The sequence below is a fragment of the Arthrobacter sp. D3-16 genome (assembly GCF_054408515.1).
This window is the reverse complement of the sequence record NZ_CP096437.1, coordinates 2786458-2798396: the sequence shown is the minus strand read 5'-3', so window position 1 is coordinate 2798396 and position 11939 is coordinate 2786458. Positions and strand designations below refer to the sequence as shown.

Here is an 11939-nt window from a genome sequence, read left to right as displayed (position 1 = left end):
GTTAGACGTGTCCCATCGCATTTCGGTTGGCGTTGCGGATGTAGAAGGCCCAGCAGACAACCAGCATCAGGACGTAGGCCCCGACGAAACCGTAGAAGGCCGGGGTGTAGGATCCGCTGGCCGTGTTGGAGGCGTTCAGCACCTGGGGGATCACAAAGCCGCCGTAAGCTCCGATGGCCGAGATGAGGCCGAGGGCGGAGGACGCGAGCCGCTGGGTCTGTACGGTGCTGGCTCCGGACTTCGCTGCCCGGCTGGAGGTGGCGAAGATGATGGGGATCATCCGGTAGGTTGCGCCGTTGCCGAAGCCGCTGGCGGTGAAGAGCATCAGGAAGAGGACCAGGAAGAGCCAGAAGTTCTTCAGCGGCAGGGTCCAGATCATTGTGAGGGTGATGATGGCCATGGAAGCGAAGGCAGCCACGGTCATGCGTGCCCCGCCCATCCTGTCGGCCATGCGTCCGCCGTAGGGCCGTGCCAGGGAGCCGACCAGCGGGCCGAGGAAGGCCAGCGAGAGTGCCACGGTGCCGACTCCGATGGAGGAGAAGGCAGGGAAGTAGTCCTTGATGAGCTTGGGGAACACACCGGCGAAGCCGATGAAGGAGCCGAAGGTGCCAATGTACAGCAGCGCCATGATCCACAGGTGCGGTTCCTTCAGCGCTGCCACTGAACCCGCGATGTCACCCTTGGCGCTGGTGAGGTTGTCCATGAACTTCCAGGCGCCGAAGGCTGCCACCAGGATGAACGGCACCCACATCCAGCCGGCCATGGGCAGGTTGACGGTGCCGACTGCGAGCAGGGTGATCACGATCGGGACAGCGAGCTGTGCGACGGCGGCTCCCATGTTGCCGCCGGCGGCGTTCAGGCCCAGCGCCCAGCCCTTTTCCCGTGCAGGATAGAAGAAGGTGATGTTGGCCATGGAGCTGGCGAAGTTTCCGCCGCCGAAGCCCGCCAGGGCCGCCACGAGCAGCATGACACCGAACGGGGTCTCCGGGTTGGAGACGCACAGTGCCAGGCCGATGGAGGGGATCAGGAGCAGCAGCGCGGACACGATGGTCCAGTTGCGGCCGCCGAAGCGGGGAACCATGAACGTATAGGGGATGCGCAGGGTTGCGCCCACCAGGCTGGGCATGGAGATCAGCCAGAAGATTTCGGACGTGGAGAAGTTGAAGCCTGCAGCGGGCAGCTGGACCACCACGATGGACCAGAGTTGCCATACAACAAAGCCGAGGAACTCGGCGAAGATTGACCAGTTCAGGTTGCGGCGCGCAATGGTGCGGCCTGCGGATTCCCACTGTTCCTTGTTCTCGGCGTCCCAGTTGGCGATCCAGCGGCCGGGGCGGAATTCAAGGACAGGTGCGTCTGTGCTGCGGGTAGAGCCGGGCTGTTCGCTGGCGGATGCGGCGGTTCCGGGCCTTGCGGTTTCGTCCAGATCAAGGGAATTGCCGGGGCCGGCATCAGCGGTGCGGTCAACAGTCACGGGGTACCTCCTTCGGGGGGATGTTGTTCCTCCAAGGTAGGGACGCCGCGTTTCGCGGACAGACGATGTTTGTTAACGCGCTGTGACATTTGCCTATCGTCGGCCCGGGAGGGACGTGAGGCACGGGTAGAGGGCCACAAAGTGAGACGCAGGGCACACGTCCGGATAGTGGACCTTTCGTCCATTGACTGGACCGCGGGAACTAATATTGAACTCTAACTATTTCGAGCCGGGCCTGAAGGCGCGGCCTGGCCGGTTCTCACGAAAGCGTTTACCTATGTCATCCCCCAATACCTCCACAGTGCCCGGAGCACCGCAGCCGGTGAACTCACGCGGCCGCGTGATCGTTGCCAGCCTGATCGGCACCACGGTTGAGTTCTATGACTTCTACGTCTATGCCACTGCGGCCGTGCTCGTTTTCCCGCAGCTGTTCTTCCCCAACCAGAACGAAACCACCCAGCTCCTGAGCTCCTTTGCCGTCTTTGGCGTGGCATTCGTCGCCCGCCCGCTGGGTTCCATCGTCTTTGGCCACTTCGGCGACAAGTTCGGCCGCAAGGGCACCCTGGTGGCATCGCTGCTGACCATGGGTATTGCCACGTTCCTGATCGGCTGCCTGCCCACCGCGCTCGTCCCCGGCTGGGGATTCTGGGCTCCGGCACTGCTCGTGGTGATGCGTTTCGCCCAGGGCCTGGCCCTGGGTGGTGAATGGAGCGGTGCCGCGCTGCTGGCCACCGAGAACGCTCCGGCCAACAAGCGCGCCATCTACGGCACCTTCCCGCAGTTGGGTGCCCCCATCGGCTTCATCATCGCCAACGTGATCTTCCTGGTCTTCAGCTACGCCCTCTCCCCGGCCGACTTCCAGTCCTGGGGCTGGCGCGTGCCGTTCCTGCTCAGCGCCGTGATGGTCATCATCGGTCTCTACGTCCGCCTGAAGCTGATCGAAACCCCTGCCTTCACCAAGGTGATCGAGTCCAACGAGGTTGCCAAGCTGCCCCTGGGCCGGGTGTTCAAGACCAGCTGGCGCCAGCTGATCCTCGGCACGTTCATCATGCTGGCCACCTATGTGCTCTTCTACCTGATGACCACGTTCACCCTGACCTACGGCACGCGCCCCTCCAGCCTCGAAGCTGCCAGGGCTGCTGCCGAGAAGGCCGGACGGCCGATGACGGACGCTGCCGCGGCGGCCTTCGTTCCCGGCCTGGGCTACACCCGCAACGACTTCCTGTGGATGCTGATCGCCGGCGTTGTGTTCTTCGGTATCTTCACGCTGGTCTCCGGCCCGCTGGCTGAGAAGTACGGCCGCCGCAAGATGCTCCTTGCGGTCACCGGCGGCATCTTCGTCTTTGGCCTGCTCTTCGTCCCGCTGTTCAGCGGCGGCTTCGTGGGCACCATGGCCCTGCTGGTCATCGGCTTCTCCCTCATGGGCCTGACCTTCGGTCCGATGGGTGCGCTGCTGCCGGAACTGTTCCCCACGAACGTGCGCTACACAGGTTCGGCTGTGAGCTACAACTTCTCCAGCATCCTGGGCGCGGCAGTCGCCCCGTTCATTGCCGTGGCGCTGTGGGAACTCGCCGACGGCAGCCCGGTGCTGGTGGGGATCTACCTGACCGCCATGTCCGTGCTGACCCTCATCGCCCTGTTCGTCAGCAAGGAAACCCGAGACGTGGACTATGAGAACAACGTGGCCTGATATCGCCGCTTAGTTGATTGAAAATGCCCGGCATGGTCTGCGGACCCGCCGGGCATTTCTATGCGCCGCCCGAGGCGTAGCGGGCCACAAAATTCTTGAGAATGTTCATCGGCTCGGTGACGGTGAACTGCCGGGCCTGTGCCATCAACTCCTCCGCCGACTCCGGTGGAAAGTAGCCGGCGTGGCGGTAGATGTCGATCCTCGTCACCAGCCCGTCCACGTCCAGTTCGGGGTGGAACTGGGTGGCGTAGAGGTTCCGGCGGATGCGGAACATCTGGACCGGGCAGGCGGCGGACCGGGCCAGCAGCACGGCGTGCGGCGGCAGGACCGTGCAGGCTTCCTTATGCCCGGTGAAGGCGGTGAATGTCCTGGGCATCCCGCTGAGCACCGGATCCTCCAGGCCTGCGTCCGTCAGCTCAATCTCCGCAGCGCCGAGTGGCTCACCGAACGTCCTGTCGATCACGGCGCCCTGGTGCGTCCCGAGGGTGCCAACGCCGTAGCAGGCCCCGAGGAACGGGAAATCCCGTTCCACCAGCTGGTCCAGGAGGCCGGACAACTCACGTTCCACCCGGTGCTGCGTGGGCGTCTTGTCCTCCGGCGGGTCGCTGGACGTGAACGGGCTGCCGCCCACGATCACCCCCGAATAATCCGCAAGGTCCAGCTCAGGCAGGGGAGCAGCCTCGAGCCGGATGCGCCGAAGCTCCCGGGGCTCCAGCCCGCCGTAACGGAGATAGGCGGCGTATTCGTCCTCGGCAGCGGAGTCTTCGGCCCTGGACGCCAGGAGCAGGAAAGGCAACATCTGCTAAGTGTGCCTTTTCCGGCGCAACCTGTCAGCTGTTGGCGGGCTGGCTCAGGGACCTGCGGGACTGCGGCCGGGCAGCGGGATCGGCGTGGCGGTGCACAAGTTTCCAGTACCCCTCCTCGCGGCGGAAGACGCTGGTCACCCTCAGCGCGAACTCCTCGGCCACGGCGGCACCGTCCAGCTTCGCGCGGAAGTGCTCCGTCTCCACCAGGAAGGCAGTGTCGCGCGCGGTGTATGACGTGATGGTGTCGAACCCGAGCATCTCGCCGTCCTGGAACTGTCGGGCGGCCTGGTCCAGCCGGGCTTCCACCTGCGCCCAGCCGCGGGCGATGCCGCCGAACGGGTTGGCCAGCGTCACGTCGTCAAGCTGCGAGTACAGGTCCTTGACGGGTCCGGGGTTCCCGCGGGTGATTTCGGGCACGGCCAGGTGGTAGCGGTCCACTTCTTCTTCAAAACTGGGTGCGAGCATGGGGGCCTCCGGCGCTTGCTAGTCTTCGATGGTGGCGATGACGGCGCCGGCTGACACCGTTTCGCCGGGTGCGGCGGTGAGGCCCGTGATGGTACCGGAGCGGTGTGCCGTCAGCGGCTGCTCCATCTTCATCGCCTCAAGAACCACAACGAGGTCGCCCTCGGCCACAACATCGCCGTCGGCCACGGCCACCTTGACGATGGTGCCCTGCATGGGGGAGGTCAGCGCATTGCCGGTGGCTGCTGCCGTACCGCCCGAGCGGGAGCGCTTCTTCGATTTGCCCGGCTTGGGCGCAGTGCCGGCGGCGCCGGTTCCCAGGGAGCCGAGCGAGGCAGGCAGCACTACCTCAAGCCGTTTGCCGCCAACTTCAACCACCACACGCTGCCGCTCGTCGGCGTCCGCATCGGTGCCGGCGCCGCCGTCGGGGGTCCAGGCCGGGAGGTTGTTGACGAACTCGGTCTCGATCCAGCGCGTGTGGACGCGGAAGGGGCCTTCGGCCGGCGCGAATGCGGGGTCCGAGACCACGGCGAGATCGAAGGGGATCACCGTCGGGATGCCCTCAACGACCATCTCTTCGAGGGCGCGGCGGGCGCGCTGCAGGGCCTGCGGCCGGCTGGCACCGGTCACGATGAGCTTGGACAGCATGGAATCGAAGTTGCCGCTGATCACATCGCCCTGCTCCACCCCGGAGTCAATGCGGATGCCGGGGCCGGTCGGGTTCTTCAGGACCCGGAGCGTGCCCGGGGCCGGCAGGAAGTTCCGGCCCGGGTCTTCGCCGGTGATGCGGAATTCAATGGAGTGGCCGCGTACTTCGGGATCGCCGTAGCCGAGCTCCTCGCCGCGGGCCAGGCGGAACTGCTCGCGCACGAGGTCAATGCCGGTGACTTCCTCGGACACACAGTGCTCCACCTGCAGACGGGTGTTGACTTCAAGGAAGGAGATGGTGCCGTCCTGGCCCACGAGGAACTCACAGGTTCCGGCGCCCAGGTAGCCGGCCTCCTTCAGGATGGCTTTGGAGGACTCGTAGAGGCGGCGGTTCTGCTCCTCGGTAAGGAACGGGGCCGGGGCCTCCTCCACGAGCTTCTGGTTGCGGCGCTGCAGGGAGCAGTCACGGGTGGAGACCACCACAACGTTGCCGTGGGCGTCCGCCAGGCACTGGGTTTCCACGTGGCGGGGCGCATCCAGGAAACGCTCGATGAAGCACTCGCCGCGGCCGAAGGCAGCGGTGGCCTCACGGACAGCGGATTCAAAAAGTTCGGGGATCTCGTCACGGCTACGGGCAACCTTGATGCCGCGCCCGCCACCGCCGAAGGCGGCCTTGATGGCCACGGGTAGCCCGTACTGGTCCACGAAGTCAAGGATTTCCTCGGCGGACTTGACGGGGTCCGCGGTGCCGGGCACCTGCGGCGCGCCCACCTTCTCTGCGATGTGCCTGGCCTGGACCTTGTCGCCGAGGGCGGAGATGGCCTCGGGGGAGGGGCCGATCCACGTGATGCCGGCCTCGATCACACGGGCAGCGAACTGGGCGTTTTCGGCCAGGAAGCCGTAACCGGGGTGAATGGCGTCGGCGCCGGACTGGCGTGCGGCGTCGATGATCTTGTCCATCACCAGGTACGACTCGGCGGCGGTGTTTCCGCCCAGCGCGTAGGCTTCGTCAGCAAGGCGGACGTGCAGCGCGTCGCGGTCTGCGTCGGCGTAGACAGCAACGGAGGCGATGCCTTCATCACGGGCGGCGCGGATGATGCGTACCGCGATTTCACCGCGGTTGGCGATCAGCACCTTTGTGAGGGTCGACTGCGTGGGACGTGCGGACTGCTCCAAATTTGCTGACAAGGCGTCTCCTTCTTTCCTTCAGGGAGCCTAGCGCGGTTTTGTGGGTTCCGCCGATATTACTTGCGGAATCCGCGTGTAAAGAGGCCATGCTTTGTAGGGAAGCTACAAGACGTCCCGAAATCGCATCCCTTTACGCAGCCTGCCAGAGCTCGGTGATGCGCACCTGCGCCTGGGCCAGCAAAGCGCGGAGCGTGGAGACGGAGAGGCCGACGACGGTGTGCGGGTCGCCGTCGACCTTCCGGATGAAGGCCCCGCCCAGGCCGTCGATGGTGAAGGACCCGGCACAGTGCAGGGGCTCGCCGGTGGCGATGTAGGCGTCAATCTCCGCCGCATCCATGTCAAGGAAGGAGACCTCGGCGGAGGCTACCGTGCCGAGGGTTGCGCCCGTCCCCGGGGCCGCGCCGTCGTCGGGGTCTGTGTCCCGGCAGTCCACCAGCCAATGTCCCGTATGGAGCACGCCGGTGTTGCCGCTCATCCGCAGCATGCGTTCGCGGGCGACGGCGGCGGTGTACGGTTTGCCGTGCGCCTCCCCCTCGAACTCGAAGACGGAGTCGCACCCCAGTACCAGAGCCCCCTCCGCTTCCGGCAGCGCAGCCACCGCCTCGGCTTTCGCCCGCGCCAGCAGCAGGGCGGTGTCGTGGGGGTCGGTGAGGCCGTACCGCGCCTGGACCGCGTCCTCATCGACGTCCGACACCACAACGGAATGGCGGATGCCGGCCTCGGCGAGGAGTTTGGTACGGGCGGGGGACTGGGAGGCGAGAATCAGGCGGACCACGGATTAAGCCTAGTGGACCAGCGTGCCTGGCACAGGGGCTGCCTCGGGCCCGCTGAGCTTGGCGCCCTCCACATCGACGTCCGGCAGGATCCGGTCCAGCCAGCGGGGGAGCCACCAGGACTTTTCACCCAGCAGGTACATCACGGCAGGAACGATCGTCATGCGCACCACAAAGGCATCAAGCAGCACGCCGAACGCCATCGCAAAGCCAAGCGGCCGCACCATGGTGAGGTGGCTGAAGATGAAGCCGGCGAAGACGCTGACCATAATGATTGCTGCCGCCGCCACTACTGCTGCGGCATGCCGGAAACCCACCTGGACCGCCTGCTTGGCGGAGGAACCGTGCATGTACGCTTCGCGCATTCCGGAGGCAATGAACACCTGGTAGTCCATGGCCAGGCCGAAGAGCACGCCGATGAGGATGATGGGCAGGAAGCTCAGCACGGCACCCGGGTTGGCGACGTCGAACACGCCGCCCAGCCAGCCCCACTGGTACACGGCAACCACGGCCCCGAACGCAGCGGCGAGCGAGAGCAGGAAGCCGCCCGTTGCGAGCAGCGGGACAACGATGGAGCGGAACACCAGCAGCAGGAGCACCAGGGAAAGCCCGACGACGATCGCCAGGTAGGGCGGCAGGGCGTCACCGAGCTTCGTCGAGACATCCACGTTGCCGGCGGTCTGGCCAGTCAGGCCCATCGCCACGTTGTGCTCGGACTGGATGTCGTCATTGAGGCCCCGGAGTTCGGAGACCACCTGCACGGTGCTGGCGCTGGCCGGGCCTTCCTTGGGGATGACCTGGAATACTGCGGTGCGGCGGTCGTCGCTGAGGGCGACGGGTACGGCGGCCACCACGTTGTCCACATCGCGGAGCTTGTCCGCGACGTCGTACTGGAGCGCCTGTGCCTGGGCCTCGTCCAGATCGGCGGGGAACTCGCCGACGGCCACGATGGGGCCGGAGACGCCTTCACCGAAGCTGCGCGCCGTGAGGTCATAGGCCTGGTAAGCCTCGGAGTCCACTGGCTCGGAACCGCCGTCGGGCAGTGCAAGCTGCAGTTGCGTGGCGGGCAGGGCGAGCGTGCCCAGGAGGAGCACACCGGCCAGGAGTGCCAGCACGGGGTGCCGGGTGACAAGGCCGCCCCAGCCGCGGGTGCTGCGCTCGCGGTCCTGGGTTTCATCGGCAGCTTCATGGCCAGGTTGGGCATTATGGGCTTCTGCTTTGGCCCACGCGCGCCGGGAGATGATGCGGCGGCCGATCAGGGACAGCATGGCCGGAGTGAGCGTGATGGCCACCAGCACGGCTACGGCCACGGTTCCGGCCGCGGCCAGGCCCATCACGGTGAGGAAGGGCAAGCCCGGCACTACCAGGGCGGCCAGGGCGATGATCACCGTGAGGCCCGCGAATACCACCGCGTTTCCTGATGTGCCGGTGGCGCGGGCTACCGATTCCTCCTGTGCCATGCCGGCAAGGAGCTGCGTCCGGTGCCGGTTGACGATGAACAGTGAGTAGTCGATGCCTACGGCCAGGCCCAGCATGAGGGCCAGCATGGGGGAGATGGAGCTCATGCCGAAGAGGCCGGAGAGGGCGAAGGTGATTCCGACGCCAACGCCGACACCCACTACTGCCATAAGCAGCGGCAGCCCGGCGGCGATCAGCGTGCCCAGCATGATGATCAGCACCAGGGCCGCGACGGCGATGCCGATGATCTCTGCTGCGCCGAAGAGTTCGGAGATGTCCTCGGTGATTTCCTTGCTGGCGTAGGCGGTGACCCCGGCAGCGGACGTTTCATGGGCGATGTCCTGGACCTGCTGGCGGACCGCGGGGCTCAGGCCGTTGATGGAGGTGTTGAACTGTACCTGCGCGACAGCGGCGCGGCCGTCCTCCGAGACGAACCGGATGGCCGAGGATGCTTCTGCCTGGCGCTTGCCCAGCTCCAGCTTCGCCTGGCCGGCTTCCAGTTCCCGGGCTCCGGCGTCGAGCTTTGCCTGTCCTTCAGCCAGTGCGGCTTTCTGCTGGCCAAGCTGCGCCTCGATAAGCGCAGCAGGGGCGCCGGCTGCAGCAAGTTGCTGTTCGGCGGCTGCGAGCTGTGCCTTGCCGGCGTCCAGCTCTGCGCGGGAGGCGTCCAGTTGTGCCTGGCCTGCGGCAAGCTGCTGTTCGCTGTCGGTAATGGCCTGTCCGGCCTGGTCAACCTGCGCCTGGGTGGCGAACGGATCAACGGTGCCGCGGACGTTCGGAACGGCCTCGAGCTTCTTCAGGGCGTCGGTGACCGCGGCGCGGCTTTCGGCGGTGAACCCGCCGTCAGGCGCTTCAAAAACGATAGTGGCGGTGCCGCCGGATGCTGAGGGAAGCTCTTCCCTCAGCTTGTCCGCGATGCGCTGGGTTTCGGTGCCCGGAATCTGGAAGTTGTTGGACAGCGTGCCGTGGAAGGCTGCGGCCGAACCACCCACGGCCACCAGGGCGGCAAGCCACAGCGAGATGACCAGCCAACGCCGGCGGTAGGAGAACTTGCCCAGGCGGTAAAGGAGCAGTGCCATGAAGGGAAACCGATCTGATCAGGAGGAACGGGAGTCGGAAGAAGAAGAGGAAGGGGGCGTGGCCGTAAAACCGGACCCCAGGAGCGCCATGGCGTCGATGAGCAGTTGCCGGAGTTCGGCGAGCGATGCCGGCGAGAGGTCGGCACCGCGGCGGGCAAACCACACTTCCATGGCCGCTTTGCCGCAGGAGATCACGGAGCCGGCCAAGGCGCGGAGGTAAAGCTCGTCCATCGCCCCGGGCCTTCCGCCCGCTCGTTCCCGGGCCACCGTTGTGATTTGTTCCCTGCAGTGGTCCCACGCTTCAAGTTCGGAGTGGGACATCAGGGTGCTCTGCTGGGTAAGCGTAAACAGCTCAGCCAGCGGAGCCACGGTCATGGGATCTGCGAGGGCCATTAGGGCTGCCTGGGCCGACTGCAGGATCGGTTCCTCGGCCGGGCGGAGCCGAAACTGCTGGATGGCATTGTCCAGGAAGCCGTGGGTGACGGAAGCGAGAGCGGCGTCGGTGCTGCTGAAGTAATTGAAGAAGGTGCGCCGCGAAATTCCCGCAGCATCGGCGATGTCCTCCACAGTGAAACTTCCGGGGCCACGGCTTCGCAGCAGTGACAGGGCAGCTTCGGTGATTGCCTGCCTTGTGGCCGCCTTGTTCAACTCGCGCCGGGAAGGGCCGGCGGACGAGGGAGCGGTGGGGCTGAGGGAAGTGTTCACACTCTTACACTACGTGCAAGTTTGCACCCTGGGCAAGTTTTTGGGTGAGTGCTTCACAGGAGCATTCGTCATCGGCGGCCGCTGACCTGTTGACGGCATAAAAAAGTCCCCGGGAAAATTCCCGGGGACTTTTCTACCGCAGGGGTGAGCAGAGACCGTTAGGCCTTCGCGTCCTCAAGTTCACGAGTTGTGGTGTCCGTGGACGTTCCGTCGGACGGAGCGGCAGCGGCGGTGTCCGCAGCGTCGTCAACAAAGGGAGTGCCGTTGCGGGGTGCGTTGTACAGCTGCTCGTCCAGGATGCCCTGGCGCTTGGCCACGATGGTGGGGACGAGCGCCTGGCCGGCGACGTTCACCGCGGTGCGGCCCATGTCCAGGATGGGATCGATGGCGAGGAGCAGGCCGACGCCGGCAAGCGGCAGTCCAAGCGTGGACAGGGTCAGCGTGAGCATCACGACCGCGCCCGTGGTGCCGGCCGTTGCGGCCGAGCCCAGGACCGATACCAGTGCGATCAGCAGGTACTGGCTGAAGTCGAGCTGGATGCCGAAGAACTGTGCGACGAAAATGGCGGAGATGGCGGGGTAGATTGCCGCGCAGCCGTCCATCTTGGTGGTGGCGCCCAGCGGCACGGCGAAGGATGCGTAGCCGCGGGGGACACCGAGGCTGCGTTCAGTCACTCGCTGGGTCAGGGGCAGGGTGCCCACCGAGGAGCGGGAGACGAAGGCCAGCTGGACGGCCGGCCACACGCCGGAGAAGTACTGCTTGACCGACAGGCCATGGGTGCGGACCAGGATGGGGTAGACGGCGAAGAGGACCAGGGCCAGGCCTACGTAGATGGCGAAGGTGAACTTGCCCAGCGAGCCGATGGTGTCCCAGCCGTAGACAGCCACGGCGTTGCCGATGAGGCCCACGGTACCCAGCGGGGCGATGCGGATGATCCACCACAGCACCTTCTGGATGACGGCCAGAGCAGAGGCGTTCAGGTTCAGGAACGGCTCGGCGGCCTTGCCCACCTTGAGTGCGGCAACACCGACGGCGATGGCGATCACCAGGATCTGGAGCACGTTGAAGCTGACGGAGGTGGTGACGGCGCCGGATTCGGCAACGGTGGAGCTGGCACCGAGGCCGAGGAAGTTCTTGGGGAAGAGGCCTACCAGGAAGGCCCACCAGTCACCGGACTTGCCGGAGTACTTGGCCTCCTCGGTGATGCCGGTGTTGGCGCCGGGCTGCAGCAGGACACCCAGGCCGATGCCGATCAGCACGGCGATTAGGGAGGTGATGGCGAACCACAGCAGGGTGTTCCACGCGAGCTTGGCGGCGTTGGACACCTGGCGCAGGTTGGAGATGGAGCTGACGACTGCGGTGAAGATCAGGGGTACGACGGCGGTCTGCAGCAGGGAAACATAGCTGGACCCGATGGTCTGCAGTGTTGCGCCGAGGCCGTTGGGGCTGGCTTTGGTGCTTCCGGTGTACTTGGCCAGGAGGCCGAGGCCAAGCCCGACGATGAGGGCGGCGATGATCTGGAAGCCGAACGAGCCAGCCCACTTGGGGAGCTGGAAGCCGGTCTTTCCTGCGGATTCTGAGGGGCGGGTTTGAGTGCTCACCCGAATACGTTAGGGTCTGCGTCCATATCACGGCGAACGAACATTGAGAAATGTTACG

9 protein-coding genes are annotated in these 11939 nt (G+C 65.7%); 1 reads left to right on the top strand and 8 read right to left on the bottom strand.

Translation table 11 applies throughout. From position 1 onward, the window contains the following. Window position 1: 1 nt before the first annotated feature. Window positions 2–1474: an MFS transporter gene (locus tag M1D32_RS13275; protein ID WP_458779120.1), complete on the bottom strand. Its 1473-nt coding sequence runs from the start codon at window positions 1472–1474 to the stop codon at window positions 2–4. Between the two features lie 277 nt (window positions 1475–1751). Between M1D32_RS13275 and M1D32_RS13270 the strand changes: the two genes are divergently transcribed. Then, window positions 1752–3164 (top strand): MFS transporter, encoded by a 1413-nt coding sequence (locus M1D32_RS13270; protein ID WP_458779119.1) that lies wholly within the window; start codon window positions 1752–1754, stop codon window positions 3162–3164. A 58-nt stretch (window positions 3165–3222) separates the two neighbouring features. Here M1D32_RS13270 and M1D32_RS13265 read toward each other — a convergent pair whose 3' ends face one another. From M1D32_RS13265 to M1D32_RS13235, 7 genes are all read right to left on the bottom strand, one after another. Then, window positions 3223–3963 (bottom strand): glutamine amidotransferase, encoded by a 741-nt coding sequence (locus M1D32_RS13265; protein ID WP_458779118.1) that lies wholly within the window; start codon window positions 3961–3963, stop codon window positions 3223–3225. 31 nt (window positions 3964–3994) lie between these two features. Beyond that, window positions 3995–4435, bottom strand: coding sequence for a YybH family protein (locus M1D32_RS13260; RefSeq protein ID WP_458779117.1), 441 nt, complete (start codon window positions 4433–4435; stop codon window positions 3995–3997). A gap of 18 nt (window positions 4436–4453) precedes the next feature. After that, on the bottom strand, window positions 4454–6268 hold the full coding sequence (locus M1D32_RS13255; RefSeq protein ID WP_458779116.1) for an acetyl/propionyl/methylcrotonyl-CoA carboxylase subunit alpha: 1815 nt from the start codon (window positions 6266–6268) through the stop codon (window positions 4454–4456). 130 nt (window positions 6269–6398) lie between these two features. After that, window positions 6399–7043, bottom strand: a complete 645-nt coding sequence (locus M1D32_RS13250) for a Maf family protein (protein ID WP_458779115.1) — start codon at window positions 7041–7043, stop codon at window positions 6399–6401. Between the two features lie 9 nt (window positions 7044–7052). Next, entirely contained in the window at window positions 7053–9575 is a 2523-nt protein-coding gene (locus tag M1D32_RS13245) for an MMPL family transporter (RefSeq protein ID WP_458779114.1), read from the bottom strand. Window positions 9576–9593: 18 nt separating this feature from the next. Continuing rightward, window positions 9594–10280: a TetR/AcrR family transcriptional regulator gene (locus M1D32_RS13240; RefSeq protein WP_458779113.1), complete on the bottom strand. Its 687-nt coding sequence runs from the start codon at window positions 10278–10280 to the stop codon at window positions 9594–9596. A 158-nt stretch (window positions 10281–10438) separates the two neighbouring features. After that, window positions 10439–11881, bottom strand: coding sequence for a dicarboxylate/amino acid:cation symporter (locus M1D32_RS13235; RefSeq protein ID WP_458779112.1), 1443 nt, complete (start codon window positions 11879–11881; stop codon window positions 10439–10441). Between the last annotated feature and the right edge of the window lie 58 nt (window positions 11882–11939).

What these genes read in the sequence shown, in the direction of transcription:
- M1D32_RS13270 (WP_458779119.1), top strand. Translation starts at nt 1,752, where the DNA reads ATGTCATCCCCCAATACCTCCACAGTGCCCGGAGCACCGCAGCCGGTG.
- M1D32_RS13265 (WP_458779118.1), bottom strand. Translation starts at nt 3,963, where the DNA reads ATGTTGCCTTTCCTGCTCCTGGCGTCCAGGGCCGAAGACTCCGCTGCC.
- M1D32_RS13260 (WP_458779117.1), bottom strand. Translation starts at nt 4,435, where the DNA reads ATGCTCGCACCCAGTTTTGAAGAAGAAGTGGACCGCTACCACCTGGCC.
- M1D32_RS13245 (WP_458779114.1), bottom strand. Translation starts at nt 9,575, where the DNA reads ATGGCACTGCTCCTTTACCGCCTGGGCAAGTTCTCCTACCGCCGGCGT.